Origin of the sequence: Amycolatopsis sp. NPDC005961, from assembly GCF_040629235.1 — a bacterium.
GTDB lineage: Bacteria > Actinomycetota > Actinomycetes > Mycobacteriales > Pseudonocardiaceae > Amycolatopsis > Amycolatopsis camponoti.
Window position 1 is genome coordinate 14,332 of the sequence record NZ_JBEXVF010000026.1, and the last position, 20,003, is coordinate 34,334.

Annotated in this window: 20 protein-coding genes; 9 read left to right on the top strand and 11 right to left on the bottom strand. The window is 72.2% G+C overall.

Features of this window, described 5'->3' with window-relative positions; genetic code table 11:
- Positions 1-60 precede the first annotated feature (60 nt).
- Complete coding sequence (locus ABZ342_RS23530) at positions 61-354, top strand: DUF1883 domain-containing protein (RefSeq protein WP_230863135.1); 294 nt, start codon at positions 61-63, stop codon at positions 352-354.
- Here ABZ342_RS23530 and ABZ342_RS23535 read toward each other — a convergent pair.
- A complete protein-coding gene (locus tag ABZ342_RS23535) occupies positions 323-1,921 on the bottom strand; it encodes an amidohydrolase (protein WP_360476628.1) in 1,599 nt (532 codons plus the stop codon). The two genes, ABZ342_RS23530 and ABZ342_RS23535, sit on opposite strands and share 32 nt — an antisense overlap.
- A gap of 269 nt (positions 1,922-2,190) precedes the next feature.
- Between ABZ342_RS23535 and ABZ342_RS23540 the strand changes: the two genes are divergently transcribed.
- The 5 genes from ABZ342_RS23540 to ABZ342_RS23560 all read left to right on the top strand — a co-directional run bounded on the left by ABZ342_RS23540 (position 2,191) and on the right by ABZ342_RS23560 (position 7,929).
- Positions 2,191-4,740, top strand: a complete 2,550-nt coding sequence (locus tag ABZ342_RS23540; RefSeq protein ID WP_360476631.1) for a DUF5127 domain-containing protein — start codon at positions 2,191-2,193, stop codon at positions 4,738-4,740.
- Between the two features lie 22 nt (positions 4,741-4,762).
- Complete coding sequence (locus ABZ342_RS23545; RefSeq protein ID WP_360476634.1) at positions 4,763-5,905, top strand: type III PLP-dependent enzyme; 1,143 nt, start codon at positions 4,763-4,765, stop codon at positions 5,903-5,905.
- Complete coding sequence (gene speD, locus ABZ342_RS23550; protein WP_155549757.1) at positions 5,898-6,257, top strand: adenosylmethionine decarboxylase; 360 nt, start codon at positions 5,898-5,900, stop codon at positions 6,255-6,257. The genes ABZ342_RS23545 and speD overlap by 8 nt, the downstream gene beginning before the upstream one ends.
- Positions 6,257-7,120 (top strand): spermidine synthase, encoded by an 864-nt coding sequence (locus ABZ342_RS23555; protein ID WP_360476637.1) that lies wholly within the window; start codon positions 6,257-6,259, stop codon positions 7,118-7,120. Before speD ends, ABZ342_RS23555 begins: the two co-directional genes overlap by 1 nt.
- Positions 7,121-7,311: 191 nt before the next feature.
- Positions 7,312-7,929: a DUF4360 domain-containing protein gene (locus ABZ342_RS23560; protein WP_360476640.1), complete on the top strand. Its 618-nt coding sequence runs from the start codon at positions 7,312-7,314 to the stop codon at positions 7,927-7,929.
- 61 nt (positions 7,930-7,990) lie between these two features.
- Here ABZ342_RS23560 and ABZ342_RS23565 read toward each other — a convergent pair whose 3' ends face one another.
- Positions 7,991-8,299, bottom strand: coding sequence for a hypothetical protein (locus tag ABZ342_RS23565; RefSeq protein WP_360476643.1), 309 nt, complete (start codon positions 8,297-8,299; stop codon positions 7,991-7,993).
- A 375-nt stretch (positions 8,300-8,674) separates the two neighbouring features.
- Positions 8,675-9,109, bottom strand: coding sequence for a MarR family transcriptional regulator (locus tag ABZ342_RS23570; protein WP_196425958.1), 435 nt, complete (start codon positions 9,107-9,109; stop codon positions 8,675-8,677).
- Positions 9,110-9,183: 74 nt separating this feature from the next.
- Here ABZ342_RS23570 and ABZ342_RS23575 point away from each other — a divergent pair, with 74 nt between their 5' ends.
- Complete coding sequence (locus ABZ342_RS23575; protein ID WP_360476646.1) at positions 9,184-11,256, top strand: MMPL family transporter; 2,073 nt, start codon at positions 9,184-9,186, stop codon at positions 11,254-11,256.
- On the opposite strand, the gene ABZ342_RS23580 is transcribed toward ABZ342_RS23575, so the two are convergent.
- Entirely contained in the window at positions 11,237-11,614 is a 378-nt protein-coding gene (locus ABZ342_RS23580) for a MerR family transcriptional regulator (RefSeq protein WP_155549762.1), read from the bottom strand. The genes ABZ342_RS23575 and ABZ342_RS23580 overlap by 20 nt on opposite strands.
- A gap of 47 nt (positions 11,615-11,661) precedes the next feature.
- On the opposite strand from ABZ342_RS23580, the gene ABZ342_RS23585 reads away from it, so the two are divergent.
- Positions 11,662-12,468: an MBL fold metallo-hydrolase gene (locus ABZ342_RS23585; protein ID WP_360476850.1), complete on the top strand. Its 807-nt coding sequence runs from the start codon at positions 11,662-11,664 to the stop codon at positions 12,466-12,468.
- Here ABZ342_RS23585 and ABZ342_RS23590 read toward each other — a convergent pair.
- The 7 genes from ABZ342_RS23590 to ABZ342_RS23620 all read right to left on the bottom strand — a co-directional run bounded on the left by ABZ342_RS23590 (position 12,445) and on the right by ABZ342_RS23620 (position 17,894).
- Positions 12,445-12,798 carry an STAS domain-containing protein gene (locus tag ABZ342_RS23590; protein ID WP_360476650.1) on the bottom strand — a complete coding sequence of 118 codons (354 nt, stop codon included), beginning with the start codon at positions 12,796-12,798 and terminating at the stop codon, positions 12,445-12,447. The two genes, ABZ342_RS23585 and ABZ342_RS23590, sit on opposite strands and share 24 nt — an antisense overlap.
- Entirely contained in the window at positions 12,795-13,865 is a 1,071-nt protein-coding gene (locus ABZ342_RS23595; protein ID WP_360476653.1) for a cobalamin-dependent protein, read from the bottom strand. Before ABZ342_RS23595 ends, ABZ342_RS23590 begins: the two co-directional genes overlap by 4 nt.
- The gene (locus tag ABZ342_RS23600) at positions 13,862-15,478 is read right to left on the bottom strand and encodes a PP2C family protein-serine/threonine phosphatase (protein ID WP_360476656.1); all 1,617 of its coding nucleotides are present in this window, start codon (positions 15,476-15,478) and stop codon (positions 13,862-13,864) included. The genes ABZ342_RS23595 and ABZ342_RS23600 overlap by 4 nt, the downstream gene beginning before the upstream one ends.
- A 4-nt stretch (positions 15,479-15,482) precedes the next feature.
- Positions 15,483-15,878: an ATP-binding protein gene (locus ABZ342_RS23605; protein WP_155549766.1), complete on the bottom strand. Its 396-nt coding sequence runs from the start codon at positions 15,876-15,878 to the stop codon at positions 15,483-15,485.
- Between the two features lie 89 nt (positions 15,879-15,967).
- Complete coding sequence (locus ABZ342_RS23610; RefSeq protein WP_360476659.1) at positions 15,968-16,354, bottom strand: STAS domain-containing protein; 387 nt, start codon at positions 16,352-16,354, stop codon at positions 15,968-15,970.
- Positions 16,355-16,451: 97 nt separating this feature from the next.
- Positions 16,452-17,624: a VanZ family protein gene (locus ABZ342_RS23615; protein ID WP_360476662.1), complete on the bottom strand. Its 1,173-nt coding sequence runs from the start codon at positions 17,622-17,624 to the stop codon at positions 16,452-16,454.
- 75 nt (positions 17,625-17,699) lie between these two features.
- Complete coding sequence (locus tag ABZ342_RS23620; protein WP_155549769.1) at positions 17,700-17,894, bottom strand: antitoxin; 195 nt, start codon at positions 17,892-17,894, stop codon at positions 17,700-17,702.
- A 382-nt stretch (positions 17,895-18,276) separates the two neighbouring features.
- On the opposite strand from ABZ342_RS23620, the gene ABZ342_RS23625 reads away from it, so the two are divergent.
- A complete protein-coding gene (locus ABZ342_RS23625; RefSeq protein ID WP_360476665.1) occupies positions 18,277-19,986 on the top strand; it encodes a sulfatase in 1,710 nt (569 codons plus the stop codon).
- Positions 19,987-20,003 lie beyond the last annotated feature (17 nt).

Sequence of the window (20,003 nt, forward strand, 5' to 3'; positions counted from 1 at the left end):
GCTGCCCGCGACCACCGGAAGCACCATCCACACGTGAATAGGGGCGAAATGGAAGCGACTGTGTTCGATCTCGGAAAGCTGCGAAGAGACGCGGTGGTCACCATCCGGCTGGAGGCGATGGCCAACGTCAGGCTCCTGACGGAAGTGAACCTCCAGGCCTACCGGCGCCGGCAGTACTACCGGATGCACGGCGGGGTGGCCACCGCACCGATGTTCAAGATCCACATCCCGGCCAACGCGCACTGGTTCCTGGTGCTGGACGTCGAGGGGCTGGAGAACCTGCCCCTGCGCCCGCGGGTGAGCGTCGAGCCGGAGCCGGCCGTCATGGCTCGTGGACGCACCGGCCCCCGGTGAACGTCATCGCGACCTTCGCGGCCCCGGCTTCCGAGCCGGGGCCCGCGAAGGGGTCGCGGTCGAGCACCACGAGGTCGGCGCGGTGGCCGGGCCGGATCGCGCCCGTGTCGTCGAGGTGGTTGACGTAGGCCGAGCCCGCTGTGTACGCGGTGATCGCCGCGGCCAGGTCGATCCGCTGCCCGGGTAGGAACGCGGGTACGTCCTCGCCGTACGGGATCCGGTTCACCGCCACGTGGATGCCCTGCAGCGGGTCGGGGCTGCTCACCGGCCAGTCGCTCCCGGCGGCCAGCGTGGCCCCGGACCGCAGCAGGGCACCGAACGGGTACTGCCACGACGCCCGTTCGGCACCGAGGAAGGGGATGGTCAGCTCGTCCATTTGCGGTTCGTGCACGGCCCACAGCGGCTGGATCGTCGCGGTCGCGCCGAGCCGGCCGAACCTCGGGACGTCGTCGGGGTGCACCACCTGCAGGTGCGCGAGGTGGTGCCGGTGATCCGTCGCGCCGTTGGCGGCGCGCGCGGCCTCGACGGCGTCGAGCGCGTCCCGCACCGCGCGGTCGCCGAGGGCGTGGAAGTGCACCTGGAAGCCGTGCGCGTCGAGGAGCGTGACGTACTCGCGCAGCGCCACGGGGTCGACGAAGCTCAGTCCACTGTGGCCGGTGCGCAGATACGGGCCGAGCAGGGACGCGGTGTGGTTCTCGGCGACGCCGTCCAGCATGATCTTCACGGTGCTCGCGCGGAAACCGCTGGCGCGCAACGACTCCCGTCGCTCCAGGAGGTCCGGGAGCTGGTCGGCGCCGCGGGCGCGGTCCCACCAGAGCGCGCCCGTGACCCGGGCGGTCAGCAGGCCGCGTTCCGACGCGGTGGCGTACGCGCGCGACGGGTCGGGCATGCCGCCGTACTCGCCGAGCAGCGCGTCCTGCCAGGCGGTGACGCCGAGCGAGTGCAGCAGCCGCTGCGCCCGCAGCAGCCCGGCGAGCTGCTCCGTCTCGGTGACCGGCGGCAGCAGCCGCGTGACGAGGTCCATCGCGCCTTCCTGCAGGACGCCGGTGGCACCGTCGGCATCGCGCTCGATGCGGCCGTCGGGCGGGTCGGGCGTGTCCGCGGTGATCCCGGCGCGGGCGAGCGCGGCGCTGTTCAGCCAGGCGCCGTGGTGGTCGCGGTTGACCAGGACGACCGGTCTTTCCGGCACGACGGCGTCGAGCAGCCGGCGGTGGGGGAGCCCGCCCGCGAAAATGTCGAGCGACCAGCCGCTGCCGGTGAGCCAGGCGAGCCGCGGGTTCGCCCTGGCGTACGCGGCGACGGCGTCGAGGCAGCTCACGATGGTGCTCGCGCCGGTGAGGTCGCAGCGGCCGAGTTCGACACCGCCGCCGACCGCGTGCACGTGCGCGTCCTGGAAGCCGGGCAGCAGCAGGCGGCCGCGCAGGTCGACGACGTCGGTGCGCGGGCCGATCAGCGGCCCCGGATCATCGCCGACGGCGACGATCCGATCGCCGCGGACGGCCGCGAACCCGGCCCGTCCGCCGGGGGTGAGCACGGGGCCGCGGGTGAAGACGAGGTCGGCGTGCATGACACCGATCTTCCCGCATCGGCGGGCCCGAGTCGGCTGGTGCTCGGACGTTTCGGGCTGTCGTGAATGAGTCTCGGCATCGGTAACGACGCATTCAGGACATCGCGGGCCGGCGACCCGGCCGGTGCGACTCCGGAATCCGCACCGGACCTGCGTCTCCGGTGGTCCGCAAAAGATTCACACACCGACCAACGGCGGATTTACAACGTTGTACCAACGATGTAAATGTTATCCCCGCACCGGCTCGCACGCCGTGGAAGGGGCCACCGATGTCCTCCCGAGAACGCGCTCACCTGACCCGCCGGGACCTCCTCCGGCTCGCCGGGGGCTCGGCCGCCGCCGTCGCCGCGGCGCTCTGGCTGCCCGGCGCGGTCGCCGCCGCGGGTACCTTCAGCCCGATCCGGCCGCCCGCCACCCCGCTGATCGTCCGTTCGCCGTACCTGTCCACCTGGCAGGCCGCCGACAACCTCCCCGGCACGTGGTCGAGCTTCTGGACCGGGCACGTCACCGCCCTGTGCGGCCTCGCCCGCGTCGACGGCACCGCCTACGTCTTCGCCGGCTCGCCCGCGCTGCCGTCCGGGCCCGCCCTCACCCCGATGACGCAGGTCAGCCTGCAGGTCACCGGCACCCGCTCGACCTACGTCCTCACCGGCGGTGGCGTGAACCTGACCGTCACGTTCTTCTCGCCCGTCGACCCGGCCAACCTGCAGCGCCAGTGCGTGCCCTTCGGCTACGTGACCATCCAGGCCGCCAGCGCGGACGGCCGCGCGCACACCGTCGACCTGCACTTCGACACCTCCGCCGAGTGGGTGCACGGCAACACCGCGACCCCGGTCACCTGGACCCAGCAGCAGTCGGGCGGCTACACGCTGCTCAGCTGCACCCCGGCGAGCCCCGGTGTGCTGCAGGAGAACGGCGACCAGGCGAGCTGGGGCTCGCTCGTGCTCGCGGCCCCGACGTCCGGCGTCAGCTGGCAGATCGGGCAGGACACCGTCGTGCGCGCCGCGTCGGCCGGTCAGGGTGCCCTGCCGAACACCAGCGACACCGCCCAGCCGCGCGCGATCAACGACCGCTGGCCGGTGCTGGCCTTCAACAAGAACCTGGGCACGATCGCGGCCGGTGGCTCGTCGAGCCCGTTCACGCTCTCGATCGGGCACGTCCGGACGCCCGCCGTCCGCTACCTCGGCACCGAGCTGCGCCCCTGGTGGACGCACTACTGGGGCAGCTGGCAGGACATGGCGGTCTGGTTCGGCAACGACTACGCGAGCGCGCTGTCCGCCGCGACCGCGATCGACCAGCGGCTGCACGACGACGCCGTCGCCGCGGCCGGCGGCGGGACCACCGGCGAGCACTACGCCGGGATCTGCGCGCTGGCCCTGCGCCAGGCCTTCGGCGCCACCGAGCTCGTCGACCGCGGCGGCGCGCCCTGGGGCTTCCTCAAGGAGATCTCCTCCAACGGCAACATGTCCACAGTGGACGTCACCTACCCGGCGTTCCCCGCCTACCTCTACCTTTCCCCGGCCTACCTGCGGTTGATCCTGGAGCCGCTGCTCGACTACGCCGAGCGCGGCGGCTGGCCGATGCAGTTCGCCGAGCACGACCTCGGCACCCACTACCCGGACGCGACCGGCCACAACGACGGCAACGAGGAGAGCATGCCGGTCGAAGAGTCGGCCAACATGCTGATCATGGCCGCCGCCCTCGTGCAGCGGCTCCCGTCGGCGGAGGCGAACGCCTTCGCGACCGCCCACTACCGGATCCTGCGGCAGTGGGCCGAGTACCTGATCGGCAACACCCTCGACCCCGGCTTCCAGAACCAGACCGACGACTTCACCGGCTTCATCGCCCACAGCGCCAACCTCGCGCTGAAGGGCATCATCGGCGTCGGCGCGATGGGCGCCATCGCGGCGGCCGTCGGCAACACCGCCGACGCCCAGCGCTACCGGTCGACCTCCCGCGGCTACGTCAGCCAGTGGGTGACCCTCGCCCAGGACTCGTCGAACCAGCACCTCAAGCTCGCCTACGACCAGCCGGGCACGTGGAGCCTGAAGTACAACGGCTTCGCCGACCGCGTGCTCGGCCTCGACCTGGTCCCGCTGGGCGTCGCCGCGCAGGAGGCCGCCTGGTACCAGGGCCGCGCCGGCGCCCACGGCGTCCTGCTCGACCCGCGCAACAACTACACGAAGGCCGACTGGGAGCTGTGGACCGCGGCCTGGCTCACCGACCAGCCGAACATCCGGAACACCCTGGTCGAAGGCGTGTACAGCTACGCGACCGCGACACCGCAGCGGGTGCCGTTCAGCGACTGGTACGTCGTCGCCGACGCCACCCAGCGCGGCTTCCAGGCCCGCCCGGTCGCCGGGGGCTACCTGGCCCTGCTGACGCGCCCGGCGGCGTCGACGACCGTGTGGCGCAAGCTGCAGAACCAGCGGTCGGGCAAGGTGCTGGCCGTGTCGAACATGTCGCTGGCCGACACCGCCGAGGTCACGCAGTGGGCGGACAACGGCACCGCCGACCACCTCTGGGCCGTGGTCGACAACGGCGACGGCACCGTCCGGATCGTCAACCGCAACAGCGGCAAGATCCTGGCGGTCCACGACCAGAGCCTCGACGACGGCGCCCACGTGCAGCAGTTCCAGGACAACGGCACACCCGACCACAACTGGCGGATCGTCGACGCCGGCGGTGGCTGGTCGAAGCTCGTCAACGTCCGCAGCGGCAAGGTCATGGCGGTCGACCAGCAGTCCACCGCCGACGGCGCGCAGGTGACCCAGTGGGCCGACAACGGGTCACCGGACCACCTGTGGCGGTTCGTCTGACTCCGTTTGCGACACTGGCGACGTGCGTGCCGACTCGCTTCGCCGGTTCCTCGACGAGCGGAACCCCCCGACCCCGTGCCTGGTCGTCGACACCGATGTCGTCGCCGACCGGGCGCGTGAGGTCCGTTCGGCGTTCCCCGGTGCGCTGATCCGGTACGCGGTCAAGGCCAACCCGGCGCCGCCGGTGCTCGACGCGCTGGTGGCCGCCGGGATCGGCTTCGACGTCGCCGGGCCCGCCGAGCTCGCGCTGTGCCTCGAGCGCGGCGCGGCGCCGGCGGACCTCGCCTACGGCAACCCGATCAAGAAGCCCCGGGACATCGCCTTCGCCTTCGAACGCGGCGTCCGGGAGTTCACGTCCGACGCGCCGGCCGACGTCGACCACCTGGGCCGGTACGCGCCGGGCTCGGCGGTGTCGATCCGCGTGGTGCTCGACGCGCCGGACTCGGTGACGCCCTTCGGCCGGAAGTTCGGCTGCGAGCCCGCCGAGGCCCTGGACCTGGTGCTGCGCGCGGCCGCGCTCGGGCTGCGTCCCGGCATCGCCTTCCACGTCGGGTCGCAGCAGCCGGACGTCGCCGCGTGGGAGATCGGGATCGCCACGGCGGCGAAGCTCTTCGCCGAGGCCGAGGCGCAGGGGGTCGCGATGACACGGCTCAACCTGGGCGGCGGCTTCGCGACCACGCACCGCGCGGCGGTTCCTTCGCTGGCCGCGTACGCGACGACGATCGCCTCGGCCCTCGACACGTACTTCCCCCAGGACCGGCCCGAGCTGATGCTGGAGCCCGGCCGGGTGCTCGTCGCGGACGCGGGCCTGCTGCGGACCGAGGTCGTGCTGGTCGCGCAGCGCGGCGAGCGCCGGTGGGTCTACCTCGACATCGGCCGCTACAACGGCCTGGCGGAGGCCGAGAACGAGGCGATCGCCTACCGGTTCGAGCCGGTCGGCCCGAACGGCGGCCCCACCGGGCCGGTGGTGCTCGCCGGACCGACCTGCGACGGCGACGACGTCCTCTACCAGCGGACGCCGTACGAGCTGCCCCTTTCCCTGAGCAGCGGCGACCGCCTCGACGTGCCGGGTACCGGGGCCTACACCGCGAGCTACGCGTCGGTCGGGTTCAACGGCATCGAGCCGCTGCGCACCCGGTGCGTCGGGCGGTGGGGTGATGTCTGAGGTCGGCCGGTTCGCCGGGCGCCACGTGCTGGCCGAGCTGCACGGCATCGACCCGGGCCTGCTCGACGACGCCCCGCGGCTCGGAGAGCTGCTGCGGGCGGCCGTGACGGAGGCGGGCGCGACGGTCGTCGACGTCGTGGCGAAGCGGTTCGCGCCGCAGGGCGCCACGGTGATCGCGCTGCTCGCCGAGTCGCACGCGTCCGTCCACACGTATCCCGAGCACGGGTCGCTGTTCGCCGACGTGTTCACCTGCGGCGAGCGCGCCGACCCCGAGTACGCGGTGCGGTTGCTGGCGAAGTCGCTGGACGCCGCTTCGGTCCACCTGTCCGTCCTGCACCGGGGAGAACGCTGATGCCCACGATCCACGAACCGGTCGGCGCCGGCCTCACCCGCGTCTGGCAGGTCGACGACGTCGTGTTCAGCGCGCGCACGCCGTTCCAGGAAGTGCTGATCGGGAAGACCGCGCAAGGGATTTCGCTGTTCTGCGACGGCGAACGCCAGAGCACCGAAGCGAGCCAGCTCGTCTACCACGAGGCGTTGATGGTGCCCGCGCTGCTGCTGGCCGAGCAGGTCCGGCGGGTCCTGATCATCGGGTCGAGCGAGGGAGTCGCCTCCGAGCTGGCCGTGGACGCGGGCGCCACCCACGTCGACCACGTCGACATCGACGAGCAGGCGGTGCGGGCCTGCGCCGAGCACCTGCCCTACGGCTACACGACCGCGGACCTCGCGCGCGAGGGCGGGCCGATCCGCGTGTCCTTCGAGGACGGCTGGGCGTTCCTGGCCGCGGCCGAAGCGCGGGGTGACACCTACGACGTCGTCGTGATCGACCTGCCGGACGAGAACACCGACCCGGACGCGCAGCACAACCGCTTGTACGGCACGGACTTCCTCGGCCGGTGCGCCCGGCTCCTGGCCCCCGGCGGCGTGGTGACCTGTCAGGCGGGCTGTCCGACGCTGTGGCGCAACGAGACGCTGCTCGCGTCGTGGCGGCGGTTCCGCGAGGTGTTTCCGACGGTGCTGTACTTCGGCTCCGACGAGCACGAGTGGGCCTTCCTCTCCGGACGTGCGGACCGCGTCGACGAGCCGGGTGCGCTGGTGGCCCGGCGGTTCGCGGAGCGGGGGAGCCGGACCTCGACCCTGGACGCCGACGCCCTGCTCGCCGGCGCGACCCCGCCGTACTCGCTCCGCCGCGATACTGGTCTGGACCAGCACTGACCGTCGATTCTTCGATATGCACAACCGCGGCCGGGTGAAATAGCGGGAAATGGATTTCCCGTACTCCCGGTTGTCGTGTTACTCCGTTCAGTGGCCGTCGAAAAGGTTGCGATCGCGCTACGATCCGTTCCGCGCGCGATCATCGTGATCAAAAGGCACCGTGGCCCATTTGGAGGAGCGTCATGCTCGGTATGTCGGTCGTAGCCGCAATGATTCTGTCCGCCCTCGCCGCACCCGTCGATTCGGGGGCGGCATCGGCTCCGACCGAAAAGATCACGCTCGACATCAAGACCATCAACGGGTCCGGCTGCCCGGCCGGCACCGCCACGGCGTCGGCCGACGTCGCGTCCGACAACACGTCGTTCACGGTGCACTACACGAACTTCACCGCCAAGGCCGGCGGTGGCGCGTCCGCGCTCGACGCCCGGAAGAACTGCCAGATCAACGTGCTCGTCCATGTGCCCCAAGGGCTCACGTACGCGATCGCCGAAGCCGAGTACCGCGGCTACGCGCACATCGAGAGCGGAGCGAGCGCGCTCGAACAGGCCAACTACTACTTCGCCGGGACGTCACCCACCGCGCGGGTCCGGCACACGTTCCCGGGCCCGTTCCACGGCGTGTGGCGGGCGAGCGACGTCACCGACGTCGCGGCGCTGGTGTTCGCCCCGTGCGGCGAGGACCGCAACCTGAACATCAATGCGGAACTGCGGGCGGACGCGGGCACCTCCTCCGGAACGAGTTACATCGAAATGGATTCCGAGCACGCGAGTGTCGACACGATTTACCACTTCGCGTGGAAGAACTGCTGAATTCGGCGGCATTTCCCGGATGGCCCGCTCATCGGAACCCCGGTGAGCGGGCCCATTCGGGTCAGATGTGCGTGACCAGAAGTGTCACGCCGGCTTCGCCGCCGCAGTCGACGAAGACCGGGCCGACGCCGTTGCCGATGTGCTGCGACACGGTCGCCTCGGCGACGAAGTGGTCCGGCCCGGCGTCGATGATCCGGATGTTCTCCAGTGCCGGGTGCTCCGGGAAGCCGCCGAGCACGGACTTCAGGCCGGTGCCGCCCCCGCAGCTGCCCGTGATGGTCACTTCCTGGCCGCGCCGGGTCGTCGGGTTCGGGCTCACCTGCACGGTGGCCCTGGCCCCCTTCGGCGGCGGCTGATCGTTCGCGGTCATGGTGGTCTCCTCCCCGGATCCGGGATTCGCCGGATCTGCTTCGTCAGTCGCCGCGGGGCGGGCCCGAGGTTCTCGGCGAGCAGAAGTGAGACGTGGATCACACGCGAGGCGAGCCCAGTGCTTGACCCGGGGGTGGGGAGGCGTCAGCCAACGGCTTCCGGGCGCTCCGGCTCCGCGGCGGGCGCCAGGGTGCATCGTCGCTCGAACCGCTCCATCAGGACGGTGGCGATCAGGAGGGCGACTGGGGTGCTCACCGCGATCCACATGACAGAACATCTACCCAGGCGCGCGAGAACTCAACCACGCGATGCGGCAACCGGGTGATCACGACGCGGATTCCGTTGGTGGGCGGCCGAAGTCGCGCGATTCCCGCCGTCACTCTTCCGTGGACAGCCGGGTGATCACGTCCAGCAGTCCCGCTCGGAACGCGTCGTCTTCGCCCAGCACGCCGAGCAACGCCGGCTCGGCCCGCACCGCCCGTTCGTGCGCCGACCGCCCCTTCGTGGTCAACCGGGTCAGGTGACGTCGCGCGTCGGCCGGGTCCGGCGTCCGGGTGACGAACCCCGCCTTGGCCAGCCGGTCGAGCGTGCGGCTCATCGTCTGGTCGGTCACCTGGCACCGCTGGGCCAGCGTCCGCTGGGGGAGTGGCCCGTCGCGCAACGTATGCAGCGCGATCAGTCCCGCGTGGGTGAGCCCCATGCCGTCGAGCACGGCCGCCCAGCGGTGTTCCACCAGGCGCGCGGCCACCGCCAGCAGCCGGCCGGTCGGCCAGGTGCTCAGGTCGGGTTCGGGGGTTGTGCTCACCGTCACTCCGGGTCGTCGTGCAGAATGTTCAGCTTGCTGAACAATTGGGCGTGTTCGCCCTCGAAAGGACCTTAGCGACCATGAACGAGAAGCCGCGCCGGCTCCGCTGGCTGATCCCCGCCCTCCTGGTGATCGCCTGGCTGGGGCTGGGCGGGTTCGGCGGGCCGTTCGCCGGGAAGCTCAGCGAAGTCGCGAAGAACGACAACGCCGCCTTCCTGCCGCGCTCGGCCGAAGCCACCGCAGTCTCCGACGAGCAGAAGGCCTTCACACCGCGCCAGGTGCTGCCCGCGACCATCGTCGCCGAGCGCACCACCGGCTTGACCGCCGAGGACCGCCGGTTCCTCGACGCCAAGGCCCAGGAGCTGGGCGGCATCCCCGGCGTCGTCGGTCCGGTCGGCAAACCCGAGAACGCGCCGCGCGACGACCAGGCCGTGCAGCTGGCCGTCCCGATCCTCGCCGACGGCAACCCCGCCGACGTCGTGAAAGAGGTCCGCGCGCACCTCGAAGGCGCCCCGGCCGGGCTCACCGTGCTGGTCACCGGGCCGGCCGGGCAGATCGCCGACCTGGTGAAGGCGTTCGGCGGCATCGACGGCATCCTGCTGCTCGTCGCCGGCGGGGTCGTCGCGCTCATCCTCATCGTGGTCTACCGCAGCCCGCTGCTGCCGTTCCTGGTGCTGCTCTCGGCGGTGTTCGCGCTCGGGCTCGCCAGCCTCGTCGTCTACCTGCTGGCGAAGAACGACGTCCTCGCGCTCAACGGCCAGAGCCAGGGCATCCTCTCGATCCTCGTCTTCGGCGCGGCGACCGACTACGCATTGCTGACCGTCGCGCGGTTCCGGGAACAGCTGCGGGACACGCCGAGCCGGTTCGACGCGCTGAAACTCGCCTGGCGCGCGACGCTCGAACCCATCGCCGCCTCGGCCGGCACCGTCATCCTCGGCGTGCTGTGCCTGCTGTTCAGCGACCTGAACTCCAACAAGGGCCTGGGTCCCGTCGCCGCGATCGGCATCGGCGCCGCGCTGCTGGCGTCCACCACGTTCCTGCCCGCCGTGCTGGCCCTCTGCGGCCGCGGTGCGTTCTGGCCGTTCAAGCCGGCGCTCGGCTCGCCGCACCCGGAGACCTCGGGGATCTGGGGCCGCGTGGCCGGTCTGGTCGGCCGGCGCCCGCGCGCGGTCTGGGTGGTGACGGCGCTCGTCCTCGGCGTCGGCGTCGCGTTCCTGCCGCAGCTCAAGGCGTCCGGCACCGCGCAGTCCGACGTCTTCCTCACCCAGGTCGAGTCCGGGACCGGGCAGGACGTCCTCGGCCGGCACTTCCCGGGCGGGCTCGGCGCACCCGCGATCACGGTCGCCGACGCCGGCGCGCTGCCCGCCGTGCTCCAAGCGTCCACAATGGACGGAATCGCGCAGTCGTTCCCGCTGCCGGGACCGGACGGCAAGCCGAAGGTCGTGCACGGCCGCGTGCAGATCCTGTCCGTGCTGAACGATCCGGCGGACTCCGAAACGGCGGTCGCGACCGTCGGCAAGCTGCGCGACGCCGTGCACGCGATCCCGGGCGCGGACGCGAAGGTCGGTGGCCCGACGGCGATCCAGCTCGACACGCAGAAGACCTCGGAGCACGACCGCGCGCTGATCATCCCGATCGTGCTGCTGGTGATCTTCCTCGTGCTGGCCCTGCTGCTGCGCGCGCTGCTCGCACCGCTGCTGCTGATCGCGACGGTGGTGCTCTCGTTCGCGGCGACGATGGGCGTGTCGGCCGTGGTGTTCAACCACATCCTGGACTTCCCGGGCGCGGACCCGGTCGTGCCGCTGTTCGGGTTCGTCTTCCTGGTGGCGCTGGGGATCGACTACAACATCTTCCTGATGACGCGGGTCCGCGAGGAGGCGCTGACCCGCGGCACCCGCGACGGCACGCTGCGCGGGCTGTCGCTGACCGGCGGCGTGATCACCTCGGCCGGCGTGGTGCTCGCCGCGACGTTCTCCGCGCTCGCGGTGATCCCGATCCTGTTCCTCGCCCAGATCGCGTTCATCGTCGCGTTCGGCGTCCTGCTGGACACGTTCCTGGTGCGGTCGCTGCTGGTGCCCGCGCTGACCGTCGACGTCGGGCGCCGGATCTGGTGGCCGTCGAAGCTGGCGAAAGCTACGAAATCGCCTGCTTGAAGTCCGGGCACTCCACCAGCGGCACGTGGTCGCAGGTCGCCGCGTGGCGGAGGCTGTCGCGCATGCGGGTGAGGCGGTCGATGGCGTCGTCGAGCTCGGCCGCCTTGACCGCCATCCGCTCGCGCAGCGCGTCGTCGCTCGGCGTGGCCACGAGGAACCGGGCGATCTCCGCGATCGTGAACCCGGCGCCACGCGCGCAGGCCACGAGATCGAGGCGGCTCAGGACGTCCGGGTGGTACGTGCGGCGCAGGCCGTTGCGCCCGGCCGGTTCGACGAGCCCGCGCTTCTCGTAGAACCGCAGCGCCGACGGCGCCAGCCCGGACTTCTCGGCGACTTCGGCGATGTCGAGCAGGGTCATGGCGCCTCCTTGACTTGAAGCGTAGTTCAAGTCGGACGATGACGGCCATGATGATCCACCACCTCAACTGCGGGTCCGTGCGGCAGATCGAAGCCCCCGGACTGCCGGCCGCGCACGCGGTCAACCACTGCCTGCTCGCCGAGACCGAGCACGACGGCCTCGTGCTCGTCGAGACCGGCCTCGGCCTCGACGACGTCCGCGACCCCGAAGCCACCTTGGGCGGCGACTGGGTCACCATGGCGCAGCCGCTGCTCGCCGAAGCCGAGACGGCCGTCCGGCAGGTCGCCCGGCTCGGGTTCGCGCCCGAAGACGTCCGGCACGTCGTCGTCACCCACCTCGACGTCGACCACTGCGGCGGCCTGCCCGACTTCCCGGACGCGCGGGTCCACGTCCTCGCGGCGGAGCTGGACGCGGCGCTGGCCGAGGCCCCGAGCTTCCGGTACCGGCCGGCGCACTGGGCGCACGGGCCGAAGTGGGAGACCTACGAGCCGCCCGCCGGCGACGACTGGTTCGGCTTCGCTTCGGTGCCGCTGACGGGCGTCGCGGCGGACATCCGGCTCGTCCCGCTCGGCGGGCACACGGCGGGCCACGCGGGGGTCGCGGTGCACGACGGCACGCGCTGGCTGCTGCACTGCGGGGACGCGTACTACTACCACCGCGAGCTGACGGCCGACCCGGAGCCGCACCCGGTGCTGGACGTCGTCCAGACCCGCTCGGAGGTCCACCACGACCTGCGCCTGGGCACGCAGGCACGGCTGCGCGAGCTGGCGAGGCGGCACGGCGGCGAGGTGACGCTCTTCAGCGCCCACGACCCGTGGGAGCTGGACCGGCTAGGAGTCGCGGCGGGCGCGTGAGTAGGCGACCTCGCCGGTCAGGTACTCCGTCGTGCCGGTGAGGGACAGCAGTCGCTCGAGCGACGGCGGCCGGTTGTCCAGGTGCAGCCGGGAGCCCGCGCCGGTGACCGCTCGGTGGATCAGCAGCAGGGTCGACAGGCCGGAGGAGTCGCAGAAGGCGATCTCGCCGCAGTCGAGCCTCACATCGCGGACGCCCGGGTGATCGGCCAGCCGGTCGGTCACCAGCTGCAGCAGCGCCCCGGCCGTGGCGAACTCGAGCTCACCGACGATAGTGACGCGGGCCGTCGCTTCGTCCGGTGCGGTCCACGTGCACGTCAAGCCACTGATCAAGCCGTCTGCTCCGATCCGGCGCCCGGGTCCGCCAAGTGCGTGCGCGCGGTGCCGAGCAGTTCGGTGGCGCGCGGGAAGTCGCGCAGCTCCGCCTCGAGCAGGTCGAGGGCCGGCACCAGCGACGTCGCCGGGACGCCTCGCGCGGTGAGGATCCCGGCGGTCCAGGTCAGGAACCCGGTGAACAGCTCGCCGTCGCCGACGTACAGCGCGGTCGCCAGGAACTCGACGATGTGCGCGAGGTCCTCCGCCGTGTGCTGGCGCTGCAGGTCGGTGTAGGACCGCATGGCCGGGATGCGCTCTTCGAGCCCGGTCAGCACCGACTTGACGAGCCGGCCGGAGCTGCGCGTGACCAGCGTGTACTCCTGGTCGGCCAGGTGCGGAAGGTCGTCGAGCGGCTCGTGCCCGGTGTACGGCCGGGGCAGCGGTTCGGCCAGCCGGTCGGCCGCCGACCGCGCGTCCGGTGCCCAGGCTTCGGCGCCGAGCAGCCGGGCGTACCGGCCGTCGGGACCGAAAGCGGCGCCGCCGGCGATCACCGGTGTCGCGGCCGCCTGGCACGCGGTGATCGTGGCGTGCGCCGTCGGCAGCCGGGTGGCGATCGACCCGGACAGCGCGACCGCGTCCGGACCGGTGCGGTGCAGGTGGGCGACCAGGTGCGGGGCGGGCACCTGCGCGCCCAGGTAGTCGACCCGGAAGCCGCGCAGCCGCAGCACCTCGGCCAGCAGCCGGGCGGGCATCGCGTGCCACTCGCCGTCGACGCAGGCGACGGTGATGCGGCCGAGGTGCGGCTCCGGCCGCTTGAGCACGTAACCGAAGGTCGCGATGACGCGGTCGTTGATCGCGGTCGCCGCGTGTTCCTGCGCGACCGTGAGGCGGTTGGCCGCCCATTCCTGCCCGACCCGGCGCTGGACCGCGCCGATCACGTCGAGCAGCAGGGTCTCCGGGTCGGCGCCGTCGTCGAGCGCCTTGACCACGACGTCGCCCGCGGCGTACTCGTCGCCGGTCGTGACGGCGTCCCAGAGCCGCTCGGCGCGCTCGGCCACCCCGGGGGCGCGGGTGGGGGTGCTCATGCGGTGTACCTCCCGCGGCCGTGGCCGCCGACCGCGGCCAGGTGCTGCCCCCGCGGGGCGGTGATCGCCAGCACGGCCGTGTCGTCGTGCGCACCGCGGCCGATCCACTGCGACGCGAGCATGTGGATCCGCTCGACCACGGCGTCGGCCGGCATGTTCGCGCATTCGGTGAGCGACCGCCGGAGCCGCTCTTCGCCGAACATCTCGTCGCCGAGCGGGCCGCCCCGGGCTTCGATGATCCCGTCGGTGTAGAGCAGGCACGTCTCGCCTGGGTCGAGCGTGACGTCCGCGGTGGTCGACCGGATCTCCGGCAGCACGCCGATCAGGCTGCCGCGGGTGTCGGCTTCCTCGACCCGGCCGTCGGCCCGGACGATCAGCGGCGGCGGATGGCCGGCGGAGGTGACCCGCAGCCGGACGGTCGCGCCCTCGCGGCGCGCCGAGGCCAGCACGAGCGTGACGAAGCGGGCGTCACGCCGGTCGGCGAGCGTGCGGTTCAGCAGGCTCAGCAGGCCGTGGTGGTCGCCGGCCATCGGCAGCAGCGCGCGCAGCGTGGTGCGGATCTTGCCGGTCAGCACGGCCGCCTCGAGGCCCTTGCCGCAGACGTCGCCGAGCACGGCCAGCGACTCGTCACCCTCGCCGGGGGTCGCCGGGTGCACGTCGTAGAAGTCGCCGCCGATCCGCTCGCCGTCGCGGGCCGGACGGTAGCGGCCGGCGAACTCGACGCCGCCGAGCTGCTCGAGGGTCGGGGGGAGCAGCTCGCGCATCAGCGTGTCGGTGATCGACGCCTGCAGCGCGAACACGCGCGCCGCGGACATCGCCGCGCCGGCCCGCGCCGCGAACAGCCGCGCGAAGAGCTCTTCCTGGCCGGTGAAGGAGGCGCGATCGCCGCGGCGGAGCAGGACCAGTGCGCCGGCGGGGACGCCGTGGCCGGGCAGAGGAGTGACGACGATGGAACCGACCGGGCCGAACCCCGCCGGCAGCACCCAGCCGGGCGCCGCGTCCGGGTCGAGCCAGCGCGAAGGCACCGGCGGGAAGCCCTGCAGCGCCTCGCCGAGCCCGGGCAGCTCGTCCGGGTTGATCTCCAGCCGGGACCGCGTCGGCTCGTCGCCGCGCACGCAGGAGACGGCGGGATAGTTCCCGCTCGTGGTGGGCGCCAGGACCAGGGCGGCGTCGGCGAGGTGCTGCGCGGCGAGCCGGGCGGCGACCTCCATGCAGCGCTCCAGGTTGAGCGAGCCCAGCAGCGCGGCCGAGGCGTCGCTGAGGAACGCGGTCCGCTCCTGCTCCCGGGCCAGGGCGTCCTGGGCGACGCGGGCGTCGGTTTCGTCGACCAGCCACCACGTCACGGCCTCGCCGTGCGGGATCGGGTGGGCCGCGAAGGCCCGCCCGCCGACCTCGCCGCGGACGACCTCGCCGCCGCGGGCGTCGTGCGCGCCGGCCAGCCAGTCTGCCACCGTGCCGGTCAGGGCGCGGCCGGGCCCGGCCGTGGGGAAGAGCGTGCGGGCGGCTTCGTTGAGCGCGAGGACGAGGCCACCGGAGTCGGCGCAGATCGCGGCCGTGGGCGCGGCGGACCAGCCCCGGTCGCCGGTGCCGGCGGTCCTGCGCGCGGTGCGCACCGGGTCAGCCACGGGCGCCCGCGGGGTCGTCGGTGGCCAGCTCGGCCCACAGCGTCTTGCCGCTGGGCCGGCGCAGCTGACCCCAGGCCGCCGCGCAGCGCTCCACCAGCAGGAGCCCGCGCCCGCCCTGGTCGGACGGCGCCCGGCGGCGGGCCGGATCGCCCCCGCCGTCGTCGACCTCGATCCGCAGTTTCGCGGCGCCGGTCAGCAGGCGCACGTGGTAGGGCGCGCGGCCGTGGCGCAGCGCGTTGGACGTCAGCTCGTCCACCACCATGACGGCGGTGCCGACGACACTCGCGGGGAGTCCCCGCAGGACCGTGCGGACCCAGTGGCGGACCTTCGCCAGCTCGGTGAGCTCGGCGGTGATGCCGAGCTCGTGCCGGATCGCTCGCAGGTTCACGTCCGCTTCCTCCGTACCGGGCTCCGGGGAGAAGCCCTCCCCGTCCTGATGCCCGGATCCGGGCCCGCCCACACGGGTGTCCGAGGCCGTCATGCTTCTCCGTCCCAGGACGCGAGCGTCTCGGCGAGGCTCGGGCGCACCGGCATGACGTCGCCGAGGCCCAGGAGTTCGATCGGCCGTGTGACGGCGGGCACGGTCGTCACGACGGCCAGCTTGCCGCCCGCCTCGCGCAACCGGCCGGCCAGCCGCAGCAGGACCTGCAGGCAGCTGGAGTCGCAGTATTCGGCCTCGTCCATGTCCAGCACGACGCGACGGGCGCCGGGATCGTCCGGGAACACCTCGGCGAGCTTCGGCGAAACCGAGAAGTCGAACTCGCCGCGCAGGGTGTAGATCTCCAGGTCGCCGTCTTCGCGGACGTCCACGGACCAGCCGTCACCACGGAACCGTTGCCGGGGCCGCAGTGCGTCGGTGGTCATGCAAGCTCCAGGAATGGGGATCGGGGACGCGGGCTGGCGGCTCAACCTGCTCCGGACGCAATCTACCAGCGCTCCCGATCGCGGGCAGCGTGTCCCGTCACAGTCCTTTGAGGACCTTGTCGGGGCGGGCCGGTTCGGCCGCCGGTTCCGGTGCCGGGGCGCCCGGGGGCACGATGGCGACGTTGACCGTCCGGGTCAGCCGTTCGTAGGGCGCGCGGTGCTCGCCGTCGAGCAGCACCGCCAGCGGCGTCCAGACGCCCACGACGAAGACCGACGCGGCCAGCGCGAGGGGCAGGAGCAGCTGCTCGGGGTGTTCGCCGAGGTCCCAGTGGTCCAGGTCCAGCAGCATCCACGTGAGCCAGAGCGGCGAAAGCAGGACGCCGTTGCGCACCAGCAGCGCGATCGGCCCGGCGCGGCGGCGGCCCCGGCGCGCCACGCGCAGCAGCATCGCCCGCTTCCCCGGCGTCGAGCCGGTCACCGCGGGCAGCACCACGAACCAGACGAGGGCGAGGATCACGATCGGCGTGTCGCGGTGCTCGAGGTCCTCGCCGAACAGCGTCAGCAGGCCGAACAGGAAACCGAGCAGCGCGGCGAACCCGAGCAGGTCGGTGGCCAGCGCGAACAGCCGCCGGGTGAACGTGACCTTCTCGGCGTAGCGGCGCCGGTCGTGCTCGGGCTCCGGCGAGGGCAGCAGCCGGCCGAGCGGGCCGGCCAGCAGCCAGCCCACGACGACCCCGGCGGTGTTGAGGATCAGATCGTCGACGCTGAACAGCCGGTACGGGCACGGGTAGACGAACCACAGGCCGGTCAGCTGCGTCAGCTCGAAGAACAGCGACACGCCGAAGCCGACCACCGCCGCGGGCACGAGCCGCATGCGCTGCGCGTAGCGGACGTAGAACCCGAGCGGCGCCAGCATCACGACGTTGAGCGCGGTGGTCCAGACCGCCGGGTTGTGCAGCAGCGCGCCGGGGCTCCAGTGCCCGCGGGCGCGCTGCGAAACCACCTCGACGAAGTAGAAAGGCCGCAACTGCGGAGAACTCGCGTACGTGTGACCCGCGCAGTACGCGGGGTCGGCGGGCAGCGGCAGCACCGTCTGCGTGGCGATCGCCAGCAGGTAGAAGAGGAACGCGTAGAAGACGAACGTCGGCCATCCGCCGGCGCGGCCCCGCCGGCGGTAGCTGACGAAGGCGGCCGGGAGCATCACGGCCAGCACGAGGAACGGGAAGAGGATGAGGGCTGTCCGGACGGGGACGAGGTAGGTGGCGACCACGGAGCCGGTGGTACCCAGCCGAGCGGGTGGCGAAGCGTGCTTCCCCCGAACGGCTGGGCGCGCACCGGCGCGGGCCTACTGCGGCGGCGCGTCCTGCCCGCCGCCGTTCTGCTTGTGCAGGTAGTCCTTCACCTTCTCCGAGCCCTGGTCGATCTTGTCGGCGTGGTCGCCGAAGCGCTGCTTGGCGGCATCGGCGGCCTTGTCGACACCCTGGTCGGCCTTGTCGGGGTTGTTCCCGAGCGCTTCTTTCGCCTTGTCGAACAGGTTCATCGTTTCCGGCCTTCCGTTCGGAATCCGATCTTCGGACCTTCCGAGGAGAACACCGGCGCAGCCGGCCCGCAACCGAATGGCCGTATGCACTCACCTGTCGTGGGTATTACGGCCCCTTTCCCGGGTGAAAGCGGGTGCCGCGGGTTTGGGAGCGGCGAGTTCGGGTAGCGGTGGATCTTTCTCTCGCGCGACGATGGCCGGACCGCCGGGAACCGGTCGCGCGGCGGCCGATCGTCCGGATCGTCCCGGAAAGCCCTGCTGCCGCCCCGCTCGCGGCGCGGCGGCGTGAACCACGCGCCGCCGTGGCCCGTATACCGGGGTGAGGAGCGCCGGCCCGCCGCAGGGCAGGCGCTCGTTACCGCGAACACGACGTGAGGCTGTCATGGTTGGAACCACCGGTCTGCCGCTGCCGCGGCGCGCCCGCCGCCGCATCCCGGACCCGGGTGCCGTCCTGCCCGACTTCGGGCTGCCCCGGACCGCGCGGAGGCACGCCGTCGCCGGCGTCGTCCTGACGGTGCTCGCCGCGCTGCTCGTGCTGTTCGCGCTCCTCGCGCCCGCCGACCTCAACTCGTTCTCACCGGAGTTGCTGGTCCGCGTTCCGGTGGAAGGCCTGATCGTGGCCGCCTTGGTGCTGGTCCTGCCGCCGCGGGCGCGCGGTGTCGTCGCGGTGCTGGTCGGGCTGGTGCTGGGCCTGCTCACCGTGCTGAAGGCGCTCGACACCGGCTTCTACGCGACGCTCGAGAAGCCGTTCGACCCGATCTACGACTGGAGCTTCTTCAAGGCCGGGATCGAGTTCCTCGCGGGGGAAATCGGGGACGTGGGTGCTTACGCGGCCCTGGCGGGCGCCGTGGTGCTCGCGATCGCGATCGTCGCCTTCATGGTGCTCGCGATGCTGCGGCTGAGCCGGATCGCCGCCGGCCGGCGCACCGGCGCGACGCGCGTGGTGGCCGTGCTCGGCGTGATCTGGATCGTCTGCTCGGTGTTCGGCGTCGAGATCGCCCCGGGACAGCCGGTCGCGGCCCAGAGCGCCGCCGCACTGGCCTATGACGACCTTCGCCAGGTGAGCACGGACCTGCGGGAACAGCGGCCGTTCGGCGAGCTGGCCGCGGCGGACGCGTTCCGGGACACCCCGGGCGACCAGCTGCTGAACGGGCTGCGCGGCAAGAACGTGGTGCTGACGTTCGTGGAGAGCTACGGCCGCGTCGCGCTCGACGACCCGGCGTTCGCGCCGAAGATCGGCGCGACCCTCGACGCGGGCACCGCGGAGCTGAAGGCGGCCGGCATCGGTGCGAAGAGCGCGTTCCTCTCGTCGTCGACCTTCGGCGGCGGCAGCTGGCTCGCGCACTCCACCGTCGAGTCCGGCATGTGGATCGACAACCAGCAGCGCTACAACAACCTCCTCGACAGCGACCGGCTGACCCTCGGCGGCGCGTTCCAGAAGGCGGGCTGGAAGACGGTCTGGGACGTTCCCGCGCACACGAAGGACTGGCCGGAGGGGCAGCGGTTCTACCACCCGGACGCCTACTACGACTTCCGGAACATCGGGTACAAGGGTCCCGGGTTCGCCTACGCGACGATGCCGGACCAGTACACCTTTTCCATGCTGCAGCGCAGCGAACTCGCGAAGAGCGCGCAGAAGCCGGTGATGGCCGAGGTGGACCTCGTCTCCAGCCACGCGCCGTGGTCGCCGCGGCCCTGGCTGGTCGACTGGAACCAGGTCGGCGACGGCTCGATCTTCGCGCCGCAGCCGGGTGCGGGGGAGGCGCCGGAGTCGGTCTGGAAGGACCCCGCGAAGATCCGTGACGCCTACCGGGACGCCACCGACTACTCCCTGAAGACGCTCATCTCGTTCATGCAGTACTACGGCGACGAGAACACGGTGCTCGTCTTCCTCGGCGACCACCAGCCGCCGGTCGTCACGCCGCAGGGCGCGGTGCACGACGTGCCGATCACGATCGTGGCGAAGGACCCGAAGGTGCTGGACCGGATCTCCGGCTGGGGCTGGACCGACGGCCTGCACCCCGCCGCGCAGGCGCCGGTGTGGAAGATGGACTCCTTCCGCGACCGGTTCCTGACCGCGTTCGCCCGTTGACCGTCTCGTTCGGACCC